This window comes from Paraburkholderia rhizosphaerae (assembly GCF_004366595.1).
Classification (GTDB): domain Bacteria; phylum Pseudomonadota; class Gammaproteobacteria; order Burkholderiales; family Burkholderiaceae; genus Paraburkholderia; species Paraburkholderia rhizosphaerae.
The window spans coordinates 22,730-47,734 of record NZ_SORE01000023.1 but is presented as its reverse complement, the minus strand read 5'-3'; the positions used below and the strand labels follow the sequence as shown (position 1 = coordinate 47,734).

Genomic DNA, 25,005 nt, shown 5'->3' with positions numbered 1-25,005 from the left:
GATATCCCAGACGTGAAATCCATCACCTCGCGCGACAATCCACTCTACAAACGCCTGAAGGCGCTCGCCGGCTCGACGCACCAGCAGCGCCGCAGCGCGCATGCGCTCCTCGAAGGGTTTCATCTGGCGAGCGCGTATCTCGACGCCGCGGGTCAACCGGAAACCTGCGTGGTGACCGAAGGCGCGTTGCGCCACGACGAAGCGCAAACGATTGTCGCGCGCATCGACGCCGCGCGAGTCGTCACGCTGCCCGATGCGCTGTTCGGCCAGTTGTCGAACGTGGTCAATGGCGTGGGCATGCTGCTGCTGGTCGAACGGCCCGCGGTGCCGTTGCCCGAGCGCGTTGCGCACAGTTGTGTTGTGCTCGACGGCGTGCAGGACGCCGGCAATGTCGGTTCGATTTTACGCAGCGCGGCGGCCGCGGGTATTGCCGATGTGTTCTGCGCGCCGGGCACCGCGTATGCATGGGCGTCGAAGGTGCTGCGTTCGGCGATGGGCGCGCATTTCCTGCTGCGTATTCACGAAGACATCGAACCGGACGCGTTGATCGGGCGGCTTGCGGTGCCGGTTGCGATCACCGATTCGCACGGCGCGCAGGCGCTCTACGATTGCGATCTGTCCGGGCCGCTCGCGTGGGTGTTTGGCAACGAAGGGGCGGGCGTGTCGCCAGCGTGGCGAGCCGCGGTCACGCACCGTGTGACGATTCCGCAGCCAGGCGGGATGGAATCGCTCAATGTCGCGGCGGCGGCCGCCGTATGTCTGTTCGAACAATGCCGCCAACAGCGCGGCCGCCGCAAGTAACCAGCGCGTGCACGCTGCCGCGTATCAATAGGAAGGCCGATCGAGCCTGATTTCCTGCAGGATGGTGGTGGCGATTTCCTCGATCGACTTGTGCGTCGACGACAGCCATTTGATCCCTTCGCGCCGCATCATCGCTTCCGCCTCGTTGATTTCATAGCGGCAACTCTCGATTGCTGCATATTTGCTACCCGGGCGCCGCTCGTTGCGGATCTCGGCCAGACGCTGCGGATCGATCGACAGGCCGAACATCTTGTCGCGATGCGCGAGCAGCGGCGTCGGCAGCTTGCCTCGTTCGAAGTCTTCGGGAATCAGCGGATAGTTTGCCGCCTTCACGCCATACTGCATCGCGAGGTAAAGACTCGTCGGCGTCTTGCCGCTGCGCGACACGCCGACCAGAATCACATCCGCTTCGGCGAGGTTGCGGTTCGACTGGCCGTCGTCGTGCGCGAGCGAGAAGTTGATCGCCTCGATGCGGTTCTTGTATTCCTCGGTGTCGGCGTTCTGGTGCCCGCGGCCCATTGCGTGACTCGACTGCAACTCCAATTCCTGCTCGAGCGGCTCGACGAAGGTCTGGAACATATCCAGCACGAGCGCATTCGAATCCTTGACGATCTGATTCGACGCGCTGTTCACGAGCGTCGTAAACACGATCGGCCGGCGGCCTTCCTGGCGGCCCGCTTCGTTGATCTTCTCGAGCGTCGCATACGCTTTTTCGGTCGAGTCGACGAACGGCACGCGCACGAGCCGGAATTTCTGATCGAACTGGGAGAGGATCGAATGCGCGAAAGTTTCGGCAGTGATCCCGGTACCGTCGGAAACGATGAATACGGTGGGCGGCATCAGTCTGGGAAGGAACGTGAGCGGCGCAAACCACTCGAATTAAGTGCGGCGTACAAATTGCGCAGCGGAGTGACTCTGAATCGACGTTGAAGTGACCCCGAGGTAATCCCGGCGTGACCTGTTACGCAGACTCTGCGCGCCTGCAGTTGCGCTATACGCCGTGCGCATGCAGCGCAAACGCCCGCCGGCTGGTCTTCTGCGCGATTTCACCCGGTTTTGGCACGGGACTTCGCACCATTGTTGGCCCACCGGCACATTTCGGGGAATCGGCACGGTAGAATAGCGGCAACCTGTTGGATAAGCAATTGCAAGCAAACCGAAGGCCAAGGCCGGCCAAACGTCGGTTTCCCGTTAGCGATTGCTTCTCCAACAGGTTGCGCAAGACGCGCGAACGCTTCCTATGAGCGCCGCGCGTGCAAGCCCACTTGCGCAATCGTGCATTTCTTCCACTCTTAGGGGCTTGTATGACTAACGCAGTTAACGTCGCAAAGGACACCGCGTATGTAGTTCCGTTTGAACAGTTGCGCATGACCGACGTGGAAATTGTCGGCGGCAAGAATGCGTCGCTGGGCGAGATGATCAGTCAGCTCGCCGAAGCAGGCGTTCAGGTGCCGACCGGCTTCGCGACCACCGCGCTCGCATTCCGCGACTTTCTGCATCACAACAAGCTGACCGAACGCATTGCACAACGTCTCGAAACGCTCGACGTCGACGACGTGAAGGCGCTTGCCGCCGCCGGCAAGGAAATCCGCGAGTGGATCGTCGACGCGCCGCTGCAGCCGCGCCTCGAGCAGGAAATCCGCGCCGCGTTCGACACGCTATCGAAGAGTTCCGCCGAACTGTCGTTTGCCGTGCGCTCGTCGGCTACCGCCGAAGATCTGCCGGACGCATCGTTCGCGGGCCAGCAGGAAAGCTATCTGAACGTGGTCGGTATCGAAGACGTGCTCGACCGGATGAAGCACGTGTTCGCATCGCTGTACAACGACCGCGCAATCTCGTATCGCGTGCACAAGGGCTTTACCCACGCGGAAGTGGCATTGTCGGCGGGCGTGCAGCGTATGGTCCGCTCCGACGTCGGCGCGGCCGGCGTGATGTTCACGCTCGATACCGAATCCGGCTTCAAGGACGCGGTGTTCATCACGTCGAGCTACGGTCTCGGCGAAACGGTCGTGCAGGGCGCGGTGAACCCGGACGAGTTCTATGTGTTCAAGACCACGCTCGCGCAGGGCAAGTACCCGATCATCCGCCGCTCGATCGGCTCGAAGCTGATCAAGATGGAATTCACGAAGGCGGGCGAAGAAGGCCGCGTGAAGACCGTCGATGTGTCGCCGGAGCAGCGCAACCGCTACTCGATCACCGACGAAGACGTGATCGAGCTTGCAAAGTACGCGGTCATCATCGAGAAGCACTACCAGCGCCCGATGGACATCGAGTGGGGCAAGGACGGCCGCGACGGCAAGATCTTTATCCTGCAGGCTCGTCCGGAGACGGTGAAGAGCCAGGGTCATGGCAAGTCGGAGCAGCGCTTCAAGCTGAAGGGGCAGTCGCAGGTGCTCGCCACCGGTCGCGCGATCGGGCAGAAGGTCGGCGCGGGTCCGGTGCGCGTGATTCACGACCCGTCGGAAATGGAACGTGTGCAACCGGGCGACGTGCTGGTCGCCGACATGACCGATCCGAACTGGGAACCGGTGATGAAGCGCGCGTCGGCCATCGTCACGAACCGTGGCGGCCGTACGTGCCACGCGGCGATCATCGCGCGTGAACTCGGCGTGCCGGCAGTCGTGGGCTGCGGCGACGCGACCGACGTGCTGAAGGACGGCGCGCTCGTTACCGTGTCGTGCGCGGAGGGCGACGAAGGGCGCATCTACGACGGCCTGCTCGAAACCGAAGTCACCGAAGTGCAGCGCGGCGAATTGCCGCCGATTCCGACGAAGATCATGATGAACGTCGGCAACCCGCAGCTTGCGTTCGACTTCTCGCAATTGCCGAACGCGGGCGTTGGTCTGGCGCGTCTCGAGTTCATCATCAACAACAATATCGGTGTGCACCCGAAGGCGATTCTCGAGTACCCGAACGTCGATCAGGATTTGAAGAAGGCGGTCGAAAGCGTCGCGCGTGGCCATGCGTCGCCGCGTGCGTTTTATGTCGACAAGCTGACCGAAGGCATTGCGACGATCGCCGCGGCGTTCTATCCGAAGCCCGTCATCGTGCGTCTGTCCGACTTCAAGTCGAACGAGTACAAGAAGCTGATCGGCGGTTCGCGTTACGAGCCGGATGAGGAAAATCCGATGCTCGGTTTCCGTGGCGCGTCGCGCTATATCGCCGAAGACTTCGCGCTTGCGTTCGAGATGGAATGCGCGGCATTGAAGCGCGTGCGTGAGGAAATGGGCCTCGATAACGTCGAAATCATGGTGCCGTTCGTGCGGACGCTGAAGCAGGCGGAACGCGTGGTCGGACTGCTCGAGAAATTCGGCCTGAAGCGCGGCGTGAACGGCCTGAAGCTGATCATGATGTGCGAAGTGCCGTCGAACGCGATTCTCGCCGAAGAGTTCCTCGAGTACTTCGACGGCTTCTCGATCGGCTCGAACGACCTCACGCAGTTGACGCTCGGTCTCGATCGCGATTCCGGCATGGAACTGCTGGCGGTGGACTTCGACGAGCGCGATCCGGCGGTGAAGTTTATGTTGAAGCGCGCTATCGACACCTGCTTGCGCCTGAACAAGTACGTCGGCATCTGCGGTCAGGGCCCGTCGGATCATCCGGACTTTGCGCTGTGGCTGACCGAAATCGGCATCGCGTCGATGTCGCTGAATCCGGACACGATCATCGACACGTGGCAGGCCCTGGCGAAAGCACAAGCGAAGTAAATGCGATGTAGCGTTCGGGCGGCGCGTGCAGGACAGCGCTGTCTGAACGCTCGCTGAATGCGCATTGAATGCTCGGCGCCAGATGCGCCGCTTCGAATGTCTGGCTCGACGCTAAATCGTTCCAGATTCGCATTGAGTTCGTGCTATAAAACACCCCGGATAGTTCCGGGGTGTTTTGCTTTGCGGAGGCCAAAGTGGCGATAGCGGGGGCGTTCTGGTGGATCGGCGCGGGCGTGCTGATCCTGCTCGAGCTGATGATCGGCACGTTTTATCTGCTGATGGTCGCGCTCGGCTTTGTTGCCGCGGCGCTTGCGCGCCTCGCGGGCGCGCCGGTGGCCGCACAGTTCGCGGTCGCGGCCTTGGTCGCGCTGGTTGCGGTCGCGCTCTTGCGGCGTTCGCGTTTCGGCCGCCGCAAGCGGGTCGACGCGGCGCGCAACCCCGATGTGAATCTCGATATCGGCGCCACGCTCACGGTGCTCGAGTGGCACGAACGCCGCGCGCGCACGCAGTATCGCGGCGCCGCGTGGGATGTCGAACTCGCGCCGGGTGAGCCGGAAGATGCGCGCGTGTACAAGATCACTGCGTTGCGTGGCAGTTGTCTGGTTGTCGTCGCGAGCCGGCCTGCGGCAGGCGCCACGAGCGCAACCCGGACGTAGGCGCGATCGCCGCGAAGCAGCGCAACGCGACTCAAAGCAGCGCAAACGAATCGAACGGATAACGAAGCAAACTCATATCGGACCGAAGGGGTGCAGGATGGAATCGACGATCTTCGCAGTCGTTCTTTTGATCATCGTGATCGCGGTGATCAGCAAAACAATCAAGATCGTGCCGCAGCAGCACGCATGGATTGTCGAGCGTCTGGGCCGCTATCACGCGACGTTGCCGCCTGGCGCGACCCTTGTGGTGCCGTTTATCGACCGTATCGCGTACAAGCACGTGCTGAAGGAAATTCCGCTCGACGTGCCGAGTCAGGTCTGCATCACGCGCGACAACACGCAATTGCAGGTGGACGGCGTGCTGTACTTCCAGGTGACCGACCCGATGAAGGCGTCGTACGGCTCGAGCAACTTCGTGTTCGCCATTACGCAGTTGTCACAGACCACGCTGCGCTCGGTCATCGGCAAGCTCGAACTCGACAAGACCTTCGAGGAACGCGACTTTATCAATCACAGTATTGTGTCGGCGCTCGACGAAGCCGCATCGAACTGGGGCGTGAAGGTGCTGCGGTATGAAATCAAGGACCTGACGCCGCCGAAGGAGATTCTGCACGCGATGCAGCAGCAGATCACCGCGGAGCGTGAAAAGCGCGCGCTGATCGCGGCGTCCGAAGGACGCAAGCAGGAGCAGATCAATATCGCATCGGGCGGCCGCGAAGCGGCGATCCAGAAGTCCGAAGGCGAGCGGCAAGCGGCGATCAATCAGGCGCAAGGGCAGGCGTCCGCGATTCTCGCAGTGGCGGAAGCGAACGCGCAGGCCATTCAGAAGATCGCCGCCGCGATCCAGTCGACCGGCGGCATGGAAGCGGTGAACCTGAAGGTGGCCGAGCAGTACGTGAACGCGTTTGCGAATCTGGCCAAGCAGGGCAATACGCTGATCGTGCCGGGCAACCTGTCGGATATGAGCTCGATGATCGCGTCGGCGCTCGCGATTGTTAAACAACAGAAGGGCGCGAGCGCCTGAACTCATGAGCCCCGAACGGACGCGTGTCTGGGCCGGCGAAGCAGGCCGGCCCTAGCTCGGCGTGCGCATCAGACGCGCCTTTTCGCGCTCCCAATCGCGTTTCTTTTCGGTTTCGCGTTTGTCGTGCAGCTTCTTGCCCTTCGCGAGGCCGATTTCACATTTGACGCGGCCGTCCTTGTAGTGGAAATTCAGCGGCACGAGCGTGTAGCCGCGCTGCTCGACCTTGCCGATCAGCTTGCTGATCTCCGCCGCGTGCAACAGCAGTTTGCGCGTGCGGACCGGGTCGGGATTGATGTGCGTCGACGCTTCCGGCAACGGGCTGATGTGCGTGCCGATCAGGAACAACTCCGCGTTCTTGATGACCACGTAGCCTTCCTTGATCTGCCCGCGCCCGGCGCGCAGCGCCTTGACCTCCCATCCTTCGAGCACGAGTCCGGCTTCGAAGCGCTCTTCGATGAAGTAATCGAAGAAGGCCTTCCTGTTATCGATGATGCTCATGAATGGAAAATGCCCAACTCGTTTAAAATCACAATTTTAGCAAAGCGAAGCCGGAAAACCGCCTGGCTTTTACGCGATTTTGATCCGTTTGCGTCGTTTTTCCGCCGTTTCCAGCGGTTTCCCTATTGATCCGTATTTTTACTTCCGCCGCGTGCCGTTGAATTTATGGCAGATGTCCAGAAAACCGTATTGATACGCCACTCGGCGGAGCAGATGTTCGACCTCGTCACCGACGTCGCGGACTACCCCAATTTCCTGCCGTGGTGCGGTGGCGTCGAGATCCGCCAGCAGGACGAGAACGGGATGGAAGCGCGTATCGACATCAACTTCAAGGGCATCAAGCAGCACTTCGCCACGCACAACACGCAACAGCGGCCGTCGCGCATCGATATGAACTTCGCCGACGGACCGTTTCGCAAATTCACCGGGTTCTGGCGTTTCACGCCGCTGCGCGCGGACGCGTGCAAGATCGAGTTCGCGCTGCACTACGAATTCTCGAACATCATCCTCGAGAAGCTGATCGGACCGGTATTCAGCCATATTGCGAACACGTTCGTCGAATCGTTCGTGAAGCGCGCGGACCAGCGGTACGGCAAGGGATGAGCACACGTCTTTCGGTCGATGTCTGCTACGCGCTGCGGGACCGGCAGACGCTGATTTCGCTCGAGTTGCCGCAGGGGGCGACGCTCAGGGAAGCGATCGATGCAAGCGGGATTTTGCAGCGCTATCCGGAGATCGATCTGACGAAGCAGAAGGTCGGCGTATTCGGCAAGCTGAAGCCGCTCGATGCGGTGCTTGCCGACCACGACCGCGTCGAAATCTACCGGCCGTTGATCGTCGATCCGAAGCTCGCGCGGCAAAGGCGCGTCGAGAAGACGCGCCGGGATGGGTCCGTCGAAGGGCGCAAGTGGTTGCCGAAGGATTCGCGCTAGCGGCGGCTTGAGCGGGGCACCGGCGAACGTGGCTTGCGAATGTGGTTCCCTGCCAGCGCTAGCGGCTCAGTGCACGGCCGCCTGCGCCTTCTCTTCCAGCGTCGTGCGTTTTGCGCCGTCATCCGCATGTTGCCGCACCGACCAGCTGACTCCGGCCAGCAGCAGAAGAATCGCAGCGGCCTCCAGCGGGCGCGGCAGCCGGTGGTCATAAACGAACGCGTAGAGCAGCGCAAACAGTGTTTCGAACACGATCAACTGGCCCGAAAGCGTGAGCGGCAGGCGCTTTGACGCCGCGTTCCACAGCCCGTTGCCAAGCCACGACGCACCGATCGCGACCCCAAGGTTCAGCAACCAGAACGTATGCCAGCGGGTGTCGGCGGCCGGTGCGGTGACGAATCCGCTCGGCAGCGCGGCGACGACAACCCATAGCGCGGCGCCGAGCAGGCCCGTCACGATGCCCCACAGCACCGACCATTCGCTGCCGCTGAAGTGATCATTGCGCTGCAGATAGCGCGCGTTTTCGACCGCGAACCACGTCCACGACAGCAGCGCGCCGACCGCGCACGCGAGCCCCGCGAGCCTGGTCACGATGTTGCCGCCCGCTGTTGCGCCAGCGCTGTCGCCTGCGGTAAAGACATTGATGTTGATGCACGCGATGCCGGCCAGCACCATCGCCAGCGGCCAGACCAGCCGCGTGAGCGGCACCGCGCCTTGATCGGAGCGGCCGAGCAGCGTCACGGTGACCGGCAGCACGCCGACAATCAGTGACGCGGGCGCAATGCCCACCATATGCACCGCGCCGCTCAAGAGCAGGTAATACAACAGGTTGCCGGCCAACGCGAGTTTGACGAGCGCGGCGACGTCCGCACCGGTGACGCGCGACAGCAGCGAGCGCGCGCCGGGCAGCGCGACGATCACCGAAACGATGCCGTACATCATGTAGCGGCCCGAGCTCAGCAGCAGCGGCGAAAAATCCGACAGCAGCCGCGGCACGAGGAAAACCGTGCCCCATAACGCTCCCGCCATCATCCCGTACATCACGCCGCGCCGCATGTTTCTGCCCTGATCCGAAAAACTTGAAAGGAAAGTGCACGCAGCATAGCGCGGTGCGCGCCGTCGAGTCTTGTTTCATTCTGCATGTGCGTCTGGGCCGGCGCATCGGCAACCGTCGTCTTCGTGCCCAAATCGCAAGCAACCCGGCGCTTTGCACAAACGAAAATCGATCGAACCCGAGCTGAAACGAAAAGCGAATTCGGTCGCCCACAGCCGTCGAAAAAACCGGACGAAATTCGCTAACTTACTGTTCGAGCGATGAAAAGCGGGGAGGTATCGCGTATAATTCGGTTTTGCGCCTATAGGATTTGCCATGCGTCTGATCCAGAAAGCACTCACGTTCGATGACGTGCTCCTCGTCCCGGCCTTCTCCGACGTTCTGCCGCGCGACACCAGCCTGAAAACCCGGCTGACCCGCAATATCTCCCTGAATATGCCTCTCGTGTCCGCCGCTATGGATACGGTCACCGAAGCGCGTCTCGCGATCGTGATGGCGCAACAAGGCGGCGTCGGCATCGTCCATAAGAATCTGACCGCGGCCGAACAGGCGCGCGAAGTCGCGAAGGTGAAGCGCTTTGAATCGGGCGTCGTGCGCGACCCGATCACGGTGCCGCCGCAAATGAAGGTGCGCGACGTGATCGCGCTGTCGCAACAGCATGGCATTTCTGGTTTTCCGGTCGTCGAAGGCGCGCAGCTGATCGGCATCGTCACGAACCGCGACCTGCGTTTCGAAACCCGCCTCGACGAACCCGTGCGCACGATCATGACGCCGCGCGAGCGGCTCGTGACGGTTAAGGAAGGCACGCCGCTCGCCGAAGCGAAGGCGCTGATGCATAGCCATCGGCTCGAGCGCGTGCTGGTGGTCAACGATGCGTTCGAATTGCGTGGCCTGATGACCGTCAAGGACATCACGAAGCAGACCGAGCACCCGGACGCGTGCAAGGACGAACACGGCAAGCTGCGCGTCGGCGCGGCGGTCGGGGTGGGCCCGGACAACGAAGAGCGCGTGTCGCTGCTGGTGCAGGCGGGCGTCGACGTGATCGTCGTCGACACCGCGCATGGCCATAGCAAGGGCGTGCTCGAGCGCGTGCAGTGGGTCAAGAAGAACTTCCCGCACGTCGAAGTGATCGGCGGCAATATCGCGACCGCGAGCGCCGCCAAGGCGCTCGTCGAATATGGCGCGGACGGCGTGAAGGTCGGCATCGGGCCGGGCTCGATCTGCACGACGCGTATCGTCGCCGGTGTCGGCGTGCCGCAAATCAGCGCGATCGCGAACGTGTCGGATGCGCTGAAGGGCTCCGGCGTGCCGGTCATCGCGGACGGCGGCGTGCGCTTCTCCGGCGACGTCAGCAAGGCGCTCGCGGCCGGTGCCAATGCGGTGATGATGGGCAGCATGTTCGCCGGCACCGAAGAGTCGCCGGGCGACGTGTTCCTGTACCAGGGCCGCCAGTACAAGTCGTACCGTGGCATGGGTTCGGTCGGCGCGATGAAGGACGGCGCGGCGGATCGCTACTTCCAGGACAACTCCGCGAACATCGACAAGCTCGTGCCGGAAGGCATCGAAGGCCGTGTCGCGTACAAGGGCGCGGTCAGCGCGATCCTGTTCCAGCTGATCGGCGGTGTGCGCGCGAGCATGGGCTACTGCGGCTGCCGGACCATCGACGAACTGCACGAGAAGGCGGAATTCGTCCAGATCACCGCGGCCGGCATGCGCGAGTCGCATGTGCATGATGTGCAGATCACGAAGGAAGCGCCCAACTATCACGTGGACTGATCGCCAATGAAGCCGCTGCTGCGCGCCGTACTGATCATCGATGGGTTGCTGCTGCTGGCGTTCGGGCTGCTGTTTCTGCTGACGCCGTGGCGATCGTTGTACGACGCGCTGCACCTCGTGCAGACCGATCCGGCACTGGTCGGGCAGGGCTTCGGTATCGCGCTGATCGGGCTTGCGTGGCTCGCGTTGCATGCGTCGCTCGACGGCGCATTGACCGCGACCGTCGCGAAGGTGGTTGGACACGTGAACTGGCTTGTCGCGGTGCTGATGCTGGTCTGGGTGGTCGGCTTGCATACGCCGTCGCTGACCGGCTTCGAGCAACTGGTCGCAGTGGTAGTGGCGCTTGTGTTGCTGATCGTCGGGCTTGGCGGCGTGCGTCTCGCGAGTGCGGTCAGGCGTCGCGAACGTGCACGAGCGGCTGGCGGCGCACCTGCCTCCGCCCGCACCGACAAGGCCGCTGCACGGCAGGCCGACAAAGACGCGAAGCAGGAGGCCAAACGCGAAGCGAAGGCGCAGGAAGCGCTGCGTACCGCTCCGGCATCGGCCGGTTATGCGACGGCGCAGCCCGTTGTCGAGCCGACGCTTGCGGCCCGCCAAACGCCGGTTATTGATCCCGCGACCGGCCGCGCGGTCGATCCGGTTAGCGGACGTCCGCCGGAGCGCGACAGCGCTGCGGTGCCACCGGTTGCCCAGCCACATGTAGAGGCGAGCGCGGATGCGGCGCGGGATGCACGCGAAGACGCGCGCAGGGAAGCGGCAGGAACGCCAGGCGCGCCGCGGCCGCCGTTCCATGGGTAACGCGCTTGCATTCGCGCCGCTTCCAGTCCATCCCGCTGTATGCCTGCGTTCTGTGTTGCCGATGCGTCGAACCGTGCGAGACGCCGCTTGTTTCTTCCGTGCGCATCGAGCCCACTCGGGTCACCTGAACCGCTCGAACCACAAAGCCGTTAAATTGACGCCGCGCGTATTGCGCGGTTTTCCGTATCTGTTTCCATTCGAATCTGCTCGCTGCCATGCATGACAAGATCCTGATCCTCGACTTCGGTTCGCAAGTCACCCAACTGATCGCCCGTCGCATCCGTGAAGCGCACGTGCTGTCGGAAATTCATCCGCACGATGTGAGCGATGCATTTATTCGCGAGTTCAAGCCGACCGGCGTCATCCTGTCCGGCGGGCCGAATTCGGTGGTTGACACCGATACGCCGCGCGCACCGCAGGCGGTATTCGAACTCGGTGTCCCCGTGCTCGGAATTTGCTACGGCATGCAGACGATGGCGGAGCAACTGGGTGGCAAGGTCGACACCGGTCACCTGCGCGAATTCGGTTACGCGGAAGTACGGGCGCGCAATCATACGAGCTTCCTCGACGGCATCGAAGACTTCCGTACGCCGGAAGGTCACGGCATGCTGAAAGTGTGGATGAGCCACGGCGACAAGGTGCTCGACATGCCGCCCGGCTTCCGGCTGATGGCGTCGACCGAATCGTGCCCGATCGCGGCGATGGCCGATGAAACGCGTCATTTCTACGGCCTGCAATGGCACCCGGAGGTCACGCATACGGTACAGGGGCGCGCGATGCTCGAGCGCTTCGTGCTGCAGATCTGCGGTGCGAAGCCCGATTGGGAAATGGGCAACTATATCGACGAGGCCGTCGAAAACATTCGCGCGCAGGTCGGCGACGAGCACGTGATTCTCGGCCTGTCTGGCGGTGTGGATTCGTCGGTGGCGGCGGCGCTGCTGCATCGGGCGATCGGCGATCAACTCACCTGCGTGTTTGTCGATCACGGGTTGCTGCGCCTGAACGAAGCCGAGCAGGTGATGGCGACATTTGCCGACCATCTCGGCGTGAAAGTGATCCACGTCGACGCAAGCGAAGCGTTTCTGTCGAAGCTTGCCGGTGTGACCGATCCGGAGGCGAAGCGCAAGATTATCGGCGCGGAATTCGTCGAGGTGTTCCAGACTGAAGCGGCGAAGCTGACTGACGCGAAGTGGCTCGCGCAGGGCACGATCTATCCGGACGTGATCGAATCGGCGGGCAAGGGCAAGAAGGCCGCGCACACGATCAAGAGCCACCATAACGTCGGTGGCTTGCCGGAGACGTTGAATCTGAAGCTGCTCGAGCCGCTGCGCGAATTGTTCAAGGACGAAGTACGCGAACTGGGCGTGAAACTCGGCCTGCCGCCGGCGATGGTCTATCGCCATCCGTTCCCGGGGCCGGGGCTGGGCGTGCGGATTCTCGGCGAGGTGCGGCGCGATTTCGCCGACTTGCTGCGCCGCGCCGATGCCATCTTTATCGAGACGTTGCGCACGTTTATCGATAAGGAGACCGGCAAGTCGTGGTACGACCTGACAAGCCAGGCGTTCGCGGTGTTCCTGCCGGTGAAGAGTGTCGGTGTGATGGGGGATGGGCGGACGTACGAGTATGTGGTTGCGTTGCGCGCAGTACAAACGCTCGACTTCATGACTGCGCATTGGGCCCATCTGCCGCATGATCTGCTCGGTCATGTGTCGAACCGTATCATCAACGAAGTGCGCGGCATCAACCGGGTGGTCTACGATATTTCGGGGAAGCCGCCGGCGACAATCGAGTGGGAGTGATCGCGGGTTCTTCGGGAGGAAGTCAGTAACCCGGAATTCATGCAGGGCGATGCGTCGCGTGAGCGACGCATCGCCCGAGCGGTTGAGCGACTGCCGTTATCAAATACCATGCGGGCTCAATCGAACGCACCTGGATGGCATACGTCGGGAGAATCGATGCGATAGTGTGGGCGTCGCTCAAACAAGGACGCGAAGCCTATGTCAACTCTCGTAACGACACGCCGGCGCGTAGAACTCAAATTGGAATCAGCGGCCCCCATTGAGGGTGGCCGCACTCAGGCCGGCGCGCGACGGTTGGAGTCTTCACCGATCTTCACCAAAAATTCCACCCGCACTTGATGGAGGAATCATGCCTGGTGTGACGATCAATGACATTGATGACGAACCTGAAGCGCGCCTGCGCACGCGCGCATCGCTGCGTGGTCGCTCGATGCAGGATGAGGTCCACGACATCCTGCGAGCAGCGCTGTCCGAAGATGAGACACCGCGCGACCCGCGCAATCTGCTGGACGTGATTCGAAGCCGCGTCGGGTTTCGCGCGCAGTCGCGCGACAGACTCTCCAAGGTCGAAAAGTTGGTCAGCCAATCGAAGAGTTCGATGCGATGATTGCCTGAGACTCGAATTGTCTGTGGCTCCGCTTGTCGCCTTGCTCATCAGTTATTGACAATTCAGTCCATATTTGGGAAGCTTCGAACCCATGGCAAGACCGAGAGAATTCGACCGTGACGAAGCGCTGGCGCAGGCCATTGAGGCCTTTTCCGAGCGCGGCTATGCGGGTACGTCAACCGAAGACCTGCTCAAGGCGATGAATCTGAGCCGGCAGAGTCTGTATAACGCGTTCGGTGACAAGCGCGGGTTGTATCTCGAGGCCTTGCGCGCATATGTGGCGGACAGTGTGTCGGAGCATTTGCAGATCCTCAACCGCGCAACTTCCGCGCGCAAGGGTATCGAACAGATGTTGAGCGAATTCGTCGTGAGACCTGCGCGTACCTGCCTCGGTACCCAGGCAATTTGCGAGTTTGGGCGCTCCGATCCTGACATCACGACGCTCTCTGAGACGGCTGCCCACACGTTGCGCGCGGCGCTCGAGCGTTGTGTCGCGCAAGCAAAGGCAGACGGTGAAGTCTCGCAGGACATCGACGCGCGCGCGGCCGCGCATTTTCTCGGCGCGACGCTGTCGGGTATCAAGATCGCAGCGCGCGCTGGGGCGCCGAAAGACGTGCTGCGCGACATCGCCGTAATGGCATTGCGTAGCCTCGATTGAAAAGCGTGCACCAAAGGGTGCGCGCATTTTTATGCTCTATTATAGATCGATCAGTCAAAAAAGTTTTTGGCGAGCAATGCCGCGAATCAACCGTACAAGGAGTGCACATGACAAAGTCGATTTTCATCACCGGCACCAGCAGCGGTCTCGGCCGGCATACGGCCATCCATTTCGCGCGGCGAGGCTGGAATGTCGCCGCGACGATGCGCGACCCTGAGCAGGAGAGCCAGCTTGTCGCGCACGAGCGCATCCGGCTCTTCAAGCTCGATGTGACCGACCCGGTGCAAACGCGCGCCGCCGCACACGCAGCGATCGACGCATTCGGCGGAATCGACGTCGTCGTCAACAACGCAGGCGTCGGCTCTTATGGTCCGCTGGAGTTTGTCGAAGAAGCCACGATTGACTGGCAGTTCGCGGTGAACGTGCGCGGCCCGATCAATGTGATTCGCGCGTTTTTGCCGCACTTTCGCGAGCGCAAAGGCGGGCGGTTCATCAATATCAGTTCGTTTATGGGCGTGACGACGGCAGTGCCGACCGGATCGCTGTACAACATGTCCAAATTCGCGCTCGAAGGTCTGATCGAAGGGCTTTACTACGAACTCAAGCCGTTTAACATCGATCTGCATCTTGTCGAACCAGGCGGCTTCAAAGGCAATCGCTTTGTCGAGAAGGTGGTGTTCAGCACGCATCCTGACATAAGCGACTACGATCCGCTGATTCACAAGGTGAACGCGATGATGACATCTGGGGACGAAAGCGTGAGAGACGATCCGCAATTGATCGTCGACGAAATCGACGCGCTCGCGACCGGCACGAGCGATCGGTTCAGAACGCTAGTCGGCCAGACCGGTAAGGATTTGATGCGGATGCGCGCGTCGATGCCGATTGAAGACTATCTGGCGACGATCGCAGCAAACTTCGCCTGACGAGGCCCGCGTAACGCGAAGCGCATCCGATCACGCGCGCTGCGCGATAAATCGCAGAATCGAAACGACGTGACGACGGAGCCGAAGCATCACTGCTTCGGCTCCCGAATTACGCGCAACACCGCGCCTCGCACAGCAGCGACGCAACCCGCGCTACTGCTTCAATCAATGCTTCAGACAGGTATCCGCGTTCTTCCACGTGCACGTATCGAGGCCGGTATGGATGATCGGCTTGACCGTCTTGCCTTCCGCAAGATCACGCATCACCATCGCGGCCTGATACCCCATTTCCTCCGGCCGCTGACCCACGAGAACGTTGACCTTATGATCCTTCAGCGCCTGCAACTCCGGCCCGAGCGTATCGGCTGACACGATCACGAACTTGCCGCTCGCAATCTTGTCCATGATCGGCGCGACAACCTGCGAATAGGCCTGCGGCGCAAAGAGCGGCCAGCCTCCCTCGAGCACAAATGCATCGAGCCCGGTGGCGTTGGCGGTCAGCGTGTCCTGCATCATCTGGTTCGCCTTCGCGGCATCGTCGTTCACGTACAGCGGGCACGCGCTGATTTCATGCCAACCGTTCTCGCCCGCGAGCTTCGCGATTCCCTTCTTGCCCCCCAACGCATCGCGCGTGCCCTGCGCGCGCTGGTTGATATTGTCGGCCGCGGGGTTGCCCATCACGAGACAGATATTGCCGCCCTTCGGCTTCAGCAGCTTCAACTGTTCGCCGAGCTTGACGCCCAGTTCGTAGTTGTCGGTGCCGACGTAGCTCTTGCGCAACGACTGGTCCTTCGGCAGCAAGTCGGCATCCGCGGTGATCACCGGAATCTTCGTGTTGCGGCGGCGGATCACTTCGGCCACGGCCGGCGCGTTCGACGGCGAGATCGCAATGGCCGCGACGCCTTTGGTCAGCAAGTCGTCGATGATCTGCACTTCGGCGCTTTCATCGGCTGCGGTAGCGGGGCCGGTGTAGTAGCAGTTGTAACCCTGCTTGCCAAGCTCCTTGTTCGCCCGATCGCATCCCTGATGCATCAGATCGAAGTAAGGGTTGTCGAGCCCCTTGACCACCAGCGCCAGGGTCTTATCGGCCGCGTACGCGGGGGAGGCCAGCATCGCAAGGCTCCCGATCGCGGCAACACACATCAGCATTTTCTTCATTGTTTCCTCCGGTTCGGCACCGGTCTGGCGGTGCCGCTGTCTGCTCGCACAATTTTCACAACGATCCCAGGAAAGCCGATACTCGGGCTTTCTCCTCCCCGCGGAACCTTGCGGTGTTGCGAACATCTACGGCCGGTCGTTCCGCGCTTCGTCCGGCCGCACCGCCTCCGATCGCACCCGCCGCGAACCCGGCCGATGCGCGTGAAGACATTTCAGTCCTGTTGCCGTTCGCCGCCGAGCCGGTTGAACAGCACGGCGACAATGATGAACGAGCCCACCACCGTGCCCTGCCAGAACGAATCGACGCCGAGCAGGATCAGGCTGTTGCGGATCACTTCGATAAGCGCTGCGCCGACCACCGTGCCGAACGCGCTGCCAATGCCGCCCATCAGATTCGTGCCGCCGATCACCGTCGCGGCGATCACGCGTAATTCGTCGCCGGTGCCGAGGCCGGTCGTCACTGCGCCGAGCCAGCCGACTTCGAGGACCGCCGCGACGCCCGCCATCAGGCCGCCGAGCACATAGACGGAGCACAGCACGCGGCGCACCGGCACGCCAGTGAGATTCGCCGCATGACGGTTGCCGCCGACCGCAAACACGTAGCGGCCCCAACGCGTGAACGCAAAGGTGAACCAGAAGAGCACCGCGAGCACAACGAGGAACCACACCGGATTGGCGACGCCGAGCGTCGAGCCGCCGCCCAATGCGAGCAGTTTGCTGCCGTCGGGACCGAAGTCGAAAATGGTTCGTCCTCCGGACATCACCAGCGCGAGACTGCGCCCGACGCTCAGCATGCCGAGCGTGACGACGAAAGGCTGCATGTTCAGATAGGCGATCAGCACGCCGTTCACGAGGCCGACGAGGCCCGCGGTCAGCAGCGCAAGGCCGATGCCGGCCCAGATCGGATAGCCGGCATGCATGACGACCGACAGCACGATGCCGCTGACACCGATGGTCGAGCCCACCGAGATGTCGATGCCGCCCGTCACGATCACCGCCATCGCACCGAGTGCGACGATCGCAACGAACGCGAAGTTGCGCGTCACGTTGAACAGATTCTGCGAGGTCGCAAAAGTGGGCGTCGTCAGTGACAGCAGAATGCAGGCGACGATCGTCGCGAGCACGACCCAGAACACCTGGCTCGCGAGCAATCCTGACCAGCGGGTGTGCGTCCTCGCCGATTGCGGATCGTCAAGCAGTGTCTGCATGGGCGTGGGCCTTTCCGGCGCATCGTTCAATTTCAGGTCTCCTCTGCTGTGCGACGCAGGTTCAGGCGGCAGCGATGGCTCCGGTGATCAGGCCGGTGACTTCTTCCGGCGACGAGGTATCCGTGTTCTTGTCGGCAACTTTGCGCCCGCGCCGCATCACGACCACGCGATGGGCGACCTCGAAAACATCGGGCATCCGGTGGCTGATCAGAATGACCGCGATGCCATGCTCGGACAGGCGTCTGATCAGGCCGAGCACCTCCGCCACCTGGCGCACGCTGATCGCAGCGGTTGGCTCATCCATGATCACGAGCCGCGCTTCGGACAGGCGCGTGCGCGCGATCGCGACGGCCTGCCGCTGACCACCGGACATCTGCCGGACCAGATCGCGTGGACGCGTCTCCGATTTGAGTTCTTTGAAGAGTTCGCCGGCGCGCCGGTACATCGTCGCGTGGTCGAGAATGCGAATGGGGCCGAAACCGATGCGCGGCTCACGGCCGAGAAACACGTTGGCGGCCGCGGTCAGGTTGTCGCACAGCGCGAGGTCCTGGTAGACGACCTCGATGCCCTGCGCGCGCGCGTCGACGGGCCGGTTGAAATGCACCGGTTTGCCGTCGATGCGCAGCTCCCCGTGCGACGGCGGAAAGTTACCGGCGATGACCTTTACCAGTGTCGATTTGCCGGCCCCGTTGTCGCCCATCAGACCGACCACCTGGCCCGGCTCCAGACTGAACGTCACATCGTTCAGCGCATGAATGGCACCGAAGTGCTTGGAAATGCCTCTGAGTTCAAGAAGACTCATGGCCTGTCGCGCTCGCTCCAGTAGTGACGCCCATGGGTTCGGCCGGGCAACGACTGACATGCTAGTCAGCACGTCTTTATAAAACAATCGCGGGTTTTTCCGGACAAACGGGCAGAAGCGAAACCAGATAGATGCCGATGAAGAAGAGGAGCGTGACGCAGAGGAGCGTGACGCGCTCGCGCTAGAACCGCACGCCGGTCGAACATCCGCCCGCGAATCCGCTGTCGCCGCTGCCACCCATCATGCCGCAAAAGGTGCTGCATCCCGACAGTGCAAGGGCCAACACAACGGCGCAGAGCGCGGCACGAATGATGGCCTTCGCGGAGGCTGCGTAACGGTCGAAACGCTCAAAGCGGACGAAACCGACGAAACGGTCGTGACCTGCATCACCGACGCTTCGGACGGACTTGAACATCGATTCCGGTCCCAAATTTGTTGGCGGCTGCATGTGCGCGGAGTCGGAAGAATTAGCGGAAATATGCAATCGCGAGCAAATTAATATGTTTTAGATTGCATATTTAAACATCCAAACTTTGAACCACACCTTTGCCTGAAGCGCTAGCAATCAGAATATTCTCAATGTAGGGTGTCTCGTCTATGTTACGAGTGAAACATATACGCCGGGTGCTGTTAGAATGCCCGAGCCGCAACGTAGTGGATTGCAAATGAAATTGCTTGATGCGCTAGTCGAACAACGCATTGCCGCCGCAGCCGCGCGTGGTGAATTCGACGAATTGCCAGGCGCCGGTGCGCCGCTCAATTTCGAAGACGACCCATTGGTCCCCGAGGAAGTGCGAGTCGCGAACCGGATTCTGAAGAATGCGGGCTTCGTGCCGCCTGCCGTCGAACAACTGCGGGCGCTGCATAGCCTGTACGACGAAATGGCGGCCGTGAGCGATCGCGCGACGCGCTGCCGGCTGCAGGCGAAGATGCTTGCAATCGATATGGCGCTCGAATCATTGCGCGGCGGTCCGATGCTGGTGCCGCGCGAATACTGCCGCCGTATTGCTGAGCGCCTGTCGGAGCGTGTGGCCGGCGACGACGCCGACGACACGACGTCATAGTGGTTGCGGCCACCGACAAGCCCGTCGCGGTACCGGTGAACATCGGTTCCGCGGCCCGCGCGGTCGACAAGTCTGAACTCCCTGAAGACGCACCGGCGATAGCGCCGGAAGCCCGCAGCGCGTCTTCCGACACGCCGTTATTCCCTGAACCCGAAACCGCATCCGAGCGCGATCGCTATTTCATGCGGCTCGCGCAAGCGGCCGCCGAAGAGGCGCGCGCGGCTGGCGAAGTGCCGGTCGGCGCGGTGCTGGTGCGCGGCGACGAAGCCATCGCGACGGGCTTCAACCATCCGATCGGCGCGCACGATCCCTCCGCGCATGCGGAGATGGCGGCGTTGCGCGCGGCCGCCGATCGTCTGCAGAATTACCGTTTGCCCGGCTGCGAGCTGTTCGTGACGCTCGAGCCATGTCTGATGTGCGCCGGCGCGATCATGCACGCGCGTATCGCGCGCGTCGTGTTCGGCGCACGCGACCCGAAAACCGGCGCATGCGGCAGCGTCGTTGACGCGTTTGCGAATACGCAGTTGAATCATCACACGTTAGTCGTCGGTGGCGTGCTCGAAGAGGAATGTGGGGCCGCGTTGAGGTCGTTTTTCGCAGACCGGCGGCGCGCGTCACGCGAAGCGCGCGCCCGACTTGCCGCAACGACCGGCAGCGGCGATGATGCCGGCGGGGCGTCAAACGCAACGGACCGCACGTCGGCCCAGGCGCCGGGCAGCGATCCCGGCACGCGCTGGCCGCTTTAACGCGTCGCATCCGGGGCTCGCGCAAAAGCGTAGGCGCCACGCTGGTCACCAACAACAACTCGTCAGCCGCTTATGATCCCGCACCGCAAAATCGAACTGATCGCGCCCTCGGGCTACCCGCACGATCCGACCGCGCTTCATCTCGCGATACAGCGTTTGCGCGCGCAAGGGCACCATCTCGAGAATATCCCGTCGACCCAGCGGCGGTTTCAGCGCTTCGCGGGCACGGATAGCGAGCGTGCCGCGGAACTGAACCGGCTCGCCGATCCGTCGCGCGATCTGCCGGACATCGTGCTAGCGGTGCGCGGCGGCTACGGCGCGGTACGTATCCTGCACGGGCTCGACTACGACGGTTTGCAGCGTCGCCTGAAGGACCAGCCAATCGCGTTCGTCGGACACAGCGATTTCACGGCGATCCAGCTCGCGTTGCTTGCGCGCTGCGGCGTCGCATCGTTCGGCGGCCCGATGCTAGTCGGCGATTTCGGTGCGCCGGCGGTCAGCGAGTTCACGATGCAGCACTTCTGGCACGCGCTGACGCAGCCGACCTTCACCGTCACGAGCGCCGTGCCGCAAGTCCAGTCGGCGGACGTCAGCGGCATGCTGTGGGGCGGCAATCTCGCAGTGTTGACGTCACTGGTCGGCACGCCGTATCTGCCGCCCGTGGACGGCGGCATTCTGTTTATCGAAGACGTCAACGAGCAGCCGTTCCGGCTTGAACGCGCAATTTATCAACTGCATCTGGCCGGCATTCTCGAGCGGCAGCAGGCGCTGCTGCTCGGCGACTTTTCCGGCGGCAAACAGTTCGACTACGACAACGGTTACGACCTGAACGCGATGGTCGAGCAGGTGCGTTCAGTCGTTGGCATACCGGTGATCACCGGGCTGCCGTTCGGTCATATCCCGAACATGGTGACCTTGCCGGTGGGCGCCGATGCGCATCTGGTGGCGCACGCGCAAGGATTCCGGCTCACACTCTCCGGGCATCCGGTGCTTGAGAGCTGAAGAGTAAAAACTGACGGAGCCGTTCGGCTCCGTTCTTTTTTGCGCGTTCGAAACGACGACCGCGTGTCAACGTCCCCGGACATTTTTGTCGACAAAATTCTCTGGCGGTTGGAGCCTTTTGCTCGATTGAAGTAAGTCCGAAAGTCATACACGGCAAACAGACAGCCTCGTCCAGCAAGGGTGTCGCGCGCTTTGCCGACAGGCCTTCAGGCAGATTGTCGGAAATCCAGTAGAAAAATTGTTGACAATCCAGATCGGTATCCTAAGATCCATCTCAATAAACGGCTCGCCTGATCATGTCCGACACGTCCACCGCCCAGTCGAATGGTTCGAAACCCGAAGCGATCGCCGAGCGCATTCGCGCCGCGATCCTCGAGCATCGGCTCGCACCGGGTTCGAAGCTGACTGAAGCGCAGTTGTGCGATGTGTTCGGCGTCAAGCGCGGGCCGATCCGTCAGGCGCTCACGCTGCTTGCGAACGACCGGCTCGTCGACCTCGAACCGAATCGCGGCGCGTTCGTCGCGAGTCCGACGCTGCAGGAGGTGCATGAAGTGTTCGAGATGCGCCGCATTGTGGAGCTGGCGGTCGTCGAGAAGATCTGCGCGGGCGGGCATGGCGCGAAACGGCTGAAGTCGATCGGCGGGATGATCGGTCGCGAGCGCAAGGCGTTCGAAACGCGCGACTTTCCCGCATGGATCAGGCTGTCCGGCGAGTTTCACACCGAACTCGCGTCGTTGACCGGCAATACTGTGCTATGCGAATGCCTGAGCGGACTGGTTGCGCGCTCAACCTTGATCTCCGCGCTCTATGAATCGCTGGGACGCAGCCCGTGCTCGTTCGAAGACCATGAAGCGATTCTCGGCGCGCTCGACGCCGGCGATGCGAAAAGCGCCGCGGCACTGATGTCGCGCCATTTGCAAAGCGTCGAACTGAAGATGCTCGACCGGCCGGCAACCGGCCCGGCCGATCTGCACGATGTATTCGGCATGCGCGCGGGACAGCGCGCATCAGGATGAAGCAGGCGGTTGCCGCACGCTCGCGCGCGGTGCAGGTCGCACTGAATTCGCCCTGAATTCGAATTGAAAGATCGCGATGCGCAGGTTGCCGCGAGGCGCCCTGCATCACGCGGCGACGTTCCGGCAGAGGTCCGCGGCTTCTGCCGAAACCATGAGAACAAGTACATCAGTACGGAGACAACCGCGGCAAAGCGCATGCGAAATACATCGGCCGTCACACGCAGACGAGCGGCCGCGTGACTGGCATGCACGATGCAGTGGCCAATCGGCTGTTGACCCCGGGCTTCGTACCCGGCTTGCAACCGATGGTCCCCAAATCCTTGGAGGAGTTCATGGCTCAGTTCAGCGCAGCGCCGGGCAACCCGGCTATTCCCGCCTATGACAACAGCAGCGCCGGCGATGCGACGGCGATCGATACGCGGCTGCCCGCGGGTTATAGCGAACGTCTGTACAACGAAGACCTTGCACCGTTGCACAAACAGACGTGGGGCGCGTACAACATCTTCGCGTTCTGGATGTCCGATGTGCACAGCGTTGGCGGTTATGTGTTCGCCGGCAGCCTGTTCGCGCTCGGCCTGACCAGCTGGCAGGTGCTGATCGCGCTGCTGGTCGGCATCACGCTCGTCAATGTGTTGTGCAACCTGATTGCGAAACCGAGCCAGCAAAACGGCGTGCCTTATCCGGTCGCGTGCCGTGCAACATTCGGCGTGCTCGGCGCGAATGTGCCGGCGGTGATTCGCGGCCTGATCGCGGTCGCGTGGTACGGCATTCAGACGTACCTCGCGTCGAGTGCGCTGGTGATCGTCGTGTTGAAGTTCTTTCCGCAACTGCTGCCGTACGCGGACGTGCATCGTCACGGCCTGATGGGGCTGTCGACCGTCGGCTGGGCGGGCTTCATGCTGCTCTGGGTGCTGCAGGCGTTCGTGTTCTGGAACGGGATGGAGACGATCAAGAAGTTCATCGATTTCGCGGGCCCGGCGGTCTATGTCGTGATGTTTATTCTCGCCGGTTATATGGTGTGGCGCGCCGGCTGGCACAACATCGGGATCAACCTGGGCGGCGTCAAGTATCACGGGATGGAAGTCGTGCCGGTGATGATCACCGCAATTTCGCTCGTCGTATCCTATTTCTCGGGCCCAATGCTGAATTTCGGCGACTTCTCGCGCTACGGCAAAAGCTTCCGCAGCGTAAAGCGCGGCAACTTCTGGGGCTTGCCGGTCAACTTCCTTGCGTTCTCGCTGGTAACCGTGATCACGACTGCCGCGACACTGCCGGTGTTCGGTGAACTGATTACCGATCCTGTCGAAACGGTCGGCCGCATCGACTATCCGACCGCGGTGATTCTCGGCGCGCTCACGTTCACCATTGCAACGATCGGCATCAACATCGTCGCCAACTTCGTTTCGCCCGCGTTCGACTTTTCGAACGTCGCGCCGCGTCTGATCAGCTGGCGCGCGGGCGGCATGCTGGCCGCGGTCGCGTCGATCTTCATCACGCCGTGGAACCTGTTCAACAACCCGGCGGTGATCCACTACACGCTCGATGTGCTCGGCAGCTTTATCGGGCCGCTGTATGGCGTGCTGATCGTCGACTTCTATCTCGTGAAGCGCCAGAAGATCGTGCTCGACGATCTGTACACCGTGTCGGAGCAGGGCACATACTGGTACCGCAACGGCGTCAACTATCGCGCAGTCGCCGCGTTGCTGCCGGCGGCAGTGATCGCCGTGCTGTGCGTAATGGTGCCGGCGCTTGGTGGCCTCGCGAATTTTTCATGGTTCGTCGGCGCGGCGCTCGGTGCGGTGTTCTATTGGATGCTCGCGCGCAAGAACGCGATTGCGATGCAGTAAAGCGCGCTCGCGCGCAGCAACAGGAGTCGATATGCGTATCAAGCTGATCAACCCGAATACGACCCAGCGAATGACCGACGCAATGGGTCGTTGCGCACGCAACGTTGTCGCGCCGGGCACCGAAGTGATTGCAGTTAGCCCGCCGATGGGCCCGCCTTCAATCGAAGGCTACTACGACGAGGCATTCGCGACGCCAGGTCTGCTGGCTGAAGTGGTGGCCGGCGAGCGCGAAGGCTGCGATGGCTACGTAATCGCGTGCTTCGGCGACCCGGGTCTGTACGCGGCACGAGAGGTCGCGCGCGGTCCGGTGATCGGCATCGCCGAGGCGGCGATGCACGCGGCGAGTGTGCTCGCGCCAGGTTTCTCGGTGGTGACGACGCTGTCGCGCACCTGCGGGATGGCATGGCACCTCGCCGAACGCTACGGAATGAAGCGTTTTTGCCGCAACGTCCGCGCGACCGACGTCGCGGTGCTCGATCTCGACGAGCCGGGTTCGGCCGCGCGCCGGATCATTGTCGACGAGTGCCGGCGCGCGCTTGACGAAGATGGTTCGGACGCCATCGTGCTCGGCTGCGCGGGGATGGTCGAACTGTGTGCGGAAATCGAGGATGCGGTCGGCGCACCGGTGGTCGAAGGCGTGACGGCAGCGGTCAAGTGGACGGAGGCGCTGATCGCGCTGCGCCTGGCGACCGCGAAGCGCGGCGACTACGCGCGGCCACTGGCGAAACGCTACGACGGTGCGCTTGCGCGCTACAGTCCGGCGGAAGGCGACGCGCAAGGTTCGCTGCGGGTAAACGCGAGCCATCCGGCGAACACGACGGCCGGCGCAAGCGCGGGTGTCCCGACAGTGCGCGGCGCGCGTGCCGAAGAGACCGCCATACCGCGCACGCACATACACCCGGTCTGACCCGCACTATCCGCCCGGGTGT

25 protein-coding genes are annotated in these 25,005 nt (G+C 62.3%); 18 read left to right on the top strand and 7 right to left on the bottom strand.

Annotation, left to right across the window (positions count from 1 at the left end):
• Positions 1 to 12: 12 nt before the first annotated feature.
• Positions 13 to 801: a TrmH family RNA methyltransferase gene (locus BX592_RS25570; RefSeq protein ID WP_134195883.1), complete on the top strand. Its 789-nt coding sequence runs from the start codon at positions 13 to 15 to the stop codon at positions 799 to 801.
• A 24-nt stretch (positions 802 to 825) separates the two neighbouring features.
• Here BX592_RS25570 and ppsR read toward each other — a convergent pair whose 3' ends face one another.
• A complete protein-coding gene (ppsR, locus tag BX592_RS25565; RefSeq protein WP_134195881.1) occupies positions 826 to 1,641 on the bottom strand; it encodes a posphoenolpyruvate synthetase regulatory kinase/phosphorylase PpsR in 816 nt (271 codons plus the stop codon).
• 464 nt (positions 1,642 to 2,105) lie between these two features.
• Between ppsR and ppsA the strand changes: the two genes are divergently transcribed.
• The 3 genes from ppsA to BX592_RS25550 all read left to right on the top strand — a co-directional run bounded on the left by ppsA (position 2,106) and on the right by BX592_RS25550 (position 6,188).
• Positions 2,106 to 4,508, top strand: coding sequence for a phosphoenolpyruvate synthase (gene ppsA, locus BX592_RS25560; protein ID WP_134195878.1), 2,403 nt, complete (start codon positions 2,106 to 2,108; stop codon positions 4,506 to 4,508).
• Positions 4,509 to 4,702: 194 nt separating this feature from the next.
• The gene (locus BX592_RS25555; protein ID WP_134195876.1) at positions 4,703 to 5,164 is read left to right on the top strand and encodes an NfeD family protein; all 462 of its coding nucleotides are present in this window, start codon (positions 4,703 to 4,705) and stop codon (positions 5,162 to 5,164) included.
• A gap of 97 nt (positions 5,165 to 5,261) precedes the next feature.
• On the top strand, positions 5,262 to 6,188 hold the full coding sequence (locus BX592_RS25550; protein ID WP_134195874.1) for an SPFH domain-containing protein: 927 nt from the start codon (positions 5,262 to 5,264) through the stop codon (positions 6,186 to 6,188).
• Positions 6,189 to 6,239: 51 nt separating this feature from the next.
• Here BX592_RS25550 and smpB read toward each other — a convergent pair whose 3' ends face one another.
• Positions 6,240 to 6,686 (bottom strand): SsrA-binding protein SmpB, encoded by a 447-nt coding sequence (gene smpB / locus BX592_RS25545; protein ID WP_134195872.1) that lies wholly within the window; start codon positions 6,684 to 6,686, stop codon positions 6,240 to 6,242.
• A gap of 165 nt (positions 6,687 to 6,851) precedes the next feature.
• Here smpB and BX592_RS25540 point away from each other — a divergent pair, with 165 nt between their 5' ends.
• Positions 6,852 to 7,289 carry a type II toxin-antitoxin system RatA family toxin gene (locus BX592_RS25540; RefSeq protein WP_134195870.1) on the top strand — a complete coding sequence of 146 codons (438 nt, stop codon included), beginning with the start codon at positions 6,852 to 6,854 and terminating at the stop codon, positions 7,287 to 7,289.
• Positions 7,286 to 7,618, top strand: coding sequence for an RnfH family protein (locus tag BX592_RS25535; RefSeq protein WP_134195868.1), 333 nt, complete (start codon positions 7,286 to 7,288; stop codon positions 7,616 to 7,618). Before BX592_RS25540 ends, BX592_RS25535 begins: the two co-directional genes overlap by 4 nt.
• Before the next feature lie 66 nt (positions 7,619 to 7,684).
• On the opposite strand, the gene BX592_RS25530 is transcribed toward BX592_RS25535, so the two are convergent.
• Complete coding sequence (locus tag BX592_RS25530; RefSeq protein ID WP_134195866.1) at positions 7,685 to 8,671, bottom strand: DMT family transporter; 987 nt, start codon at positions 8,669 to 8,671, stop codon at positions 7,685 to 7,687.
• 313 nt (positions 8,672 to 8,984) lie between these two features.
• Between BX592_RS25530 and guaB the strand changes: the two genes are divergently transcribed.
• From guaB to BX592_RS25500, 6 genes are all read left to right on the top strand, one after another.
• Entirely contained in the window at positions 8,985 to 10,445 is a 1,461-nt protein-coding gene (gene guaB / locus BX592_RS25525; RefSeq protein WP_134195864.1) for an IMP dehydrogenase, read from the top strand.
• A 6-nt stretch (positions 10,446 to 10,451) separates the two neighbouring features.
• Entirely contained in the window at positions 10,452 to 11,243 is a 792-nt protein-coding gene (locus BX592_RS25520; RefSeq protein ID WP_134195862.1) for a hypothetical protein, read from the top strand.
• A gap of 215 nt (positions 11,244 to 11,458) precedes the next feature.
• Positions 11,459 to 13,042, top strand: a complete 1,584-nt coding sequence (guaA, locus tag BX592_RS25515) for a glutamine-hydrolyzing GMP synthase (protein WP_134195860.1) — start codon at positions 11,459 to 11,461, stop codon at positions 13,040 to 13,042.
• Positions 13,043 to 13,307: 265 nt separating this feature from the next.
• On the top strand, positions 13,308 to 13,649 hold the full coding sequence (locus tag BX592_RS25510) for a FitA-like ribbon-helix-helix domain-containing protein (RefSeq protein ID WP_134195858.1): 342 nt from the start codon (positions 13,308 to 13,310) through the stop codon (positions 13,647 to 13,649).
• A 91-nt stretch (positions 13,650 to 13,740) separates the two neighbouring features.
• Positions 13,741 to 14,307 carry a TetR/AcrR family transcriptional regulator gene (locus BX592_RS25505; protein WP_134195856.1) on the top strand — a complete coding sequence of 189 codons (567 nt, stop codon included), beginning with the start codon at positions 13,741 to 13,743 and terminating at the stop codon, positions 14,305 to 14,307.
• A 107-nt stretch (positions 14,308 to 14,414) separates the two neighbouring features.
• Positions 14,415 to 15,233 carry an SDR family oxidoreductase gene (locus tag BX592_RS25500; protein WP_134195854.1) on the top strand — a complete coding sequence of 273 codons (819 nt, stop codon included), beginning with the start codon at positions 14,415 to 14,417 and terminating at the stop codon, positions 15,231 to 15,233.
• A 165-nt stretch (positions 15,234 to 15,398) separates the two neighbouring features.
• On the opposite strand, the gene BX592_RS25495 is transcribed toward BX592_RS25500, so the two are convergent.
• From BX592_RS25495 to BX592_RS25480, 4 genes are all read right to left on the bottom strand, one after another.
• A complete protein-coding gene (locus BX592_RS25495; protein WP_134195852.1) occupies positions 15,399 to 16,391 on the bottom strand; it encodes a sugar-binding protein in 993 nt (330 codons plus the stop codon).
• Positions 16,392 to 16,603: 212 nt separating this feature from the next.
• Entirely contained in the window at positions 16,604 to 17,599 is a 996-nt protein-coding gene (locus BX592_RS25490; protein ID WP_134195850.1) for an ABC transporter permease, read from the bottom strand.
• 61 nt (positions 17,600 to 17,660) lie between these two features.
• The gene (locus BX592_RS25485; protein WP_134195848.1) at positions 17,661 to 18,401 is read right to left on the bottom strand and encodes an ATP-binding cassette domain-containing protein; all 741 of its coding nucleotides are present in this window, start codon (positions 18,399 to 18,401) and stop codon (positions 17,661 to 17,663) included.
• 181 nt (positions 18,402 to 18,582) lie between these two features.
• Positions 18,583 to 18,816 (bottom strand): hypothetical protein, encoded by a 234-nt coding sequence (locus BX592_RS25480; RefSeq protein WP_134195846.1) that lies wholly within the window; start codon positions 18,814 to 18,816, stop codon positions 18,583 to 18,585.
• Positions 18,817 to 19,066: 250 nt separating this feature from the next.
• Here BX592_RS25480 and BX592_RS25475 point away from each other — a divergent pair, with 250 nt between their 5' ends.
• From BX592_RS25475 to BX592_RS25450, 6 genes are all read left to right on the top strand, one after another.
• Complete coding sequence (locus BX592_RS25475) at positions 19,067 to 19,465, top strand: DnaJ family domain-containing protein (RefSeq protein WP_134195844.1); 399 nt, start codon at positions 19,067 to 19,069, stop codon at positions 19,463 to 19,465.
• Between the two features lie 98 nt (positions 19,466 to 19,563).
• On the top strand, positions 19,564 to 20,211 hold the full coding sequence (gene tadA / locus BX592_RS25470; RefSeq protein WP_377681674.1) for a tRNA adenosine(34) deaminase TadA: 648 nt from the start codon (positions 19,564 to 19,566) through the stop codon (positions 20,209 to 20,211).
• Between the two features lie 72 nt (positions 20,212 to 20,283).
• Entirely contained in the window at positions 20,284 to 21,213 is a 930-nt protein-coding gene (gene ldcA, locus BX592_RS25465; RefSeq protein ID WP_134195842.1) for a muramoyltetrapeptide carboxypeptidase, read from the top strand.
• 296 nt (positions 21,214 to 21,509) lie between these two features.
• Positions 21,510 to 22,229 carry a GntR family transcriptional regulator gene (locus tag BX592_RS25460; RefSeq protein ID WP_134195840.1) on the top strand — a complete coding sequence of 240 codons (720 nt, stop codon included), beginning with the start codon at positions 21,510 to 21,512 and terminating at the stop codon, positions 22,227 to 22,229.
• A 332-nt stretch (positions 22,230 to 22,561) separates the two neighbouring features.
• A complete protein-coding gene (locus tag BX592_RS25455; protein ID WP_134195838.1) occupies positions 22,562 to 24,076 on the top strand; it encodes an NCS1 family nucleobase:cation symporter-1 in 1,515 nt (504 codons plus the stop codon).
• 31 nt (positions 24,077 to 24,107) lie between these two features.
• Positions 24,108 to 24,983 (top strand): aspartate/glutamate racemase family protein, encoded by an 876-nt coding sequence (locus BX592_RS25450; protein ID WP_134195836.1) that lies wholly within the window; start codon positions 24,108 to 24,110, stop codon positions 24,981 to 24,983.
• Positions 24,984 to 25,005: the final 22 nt, after the last annotated feature.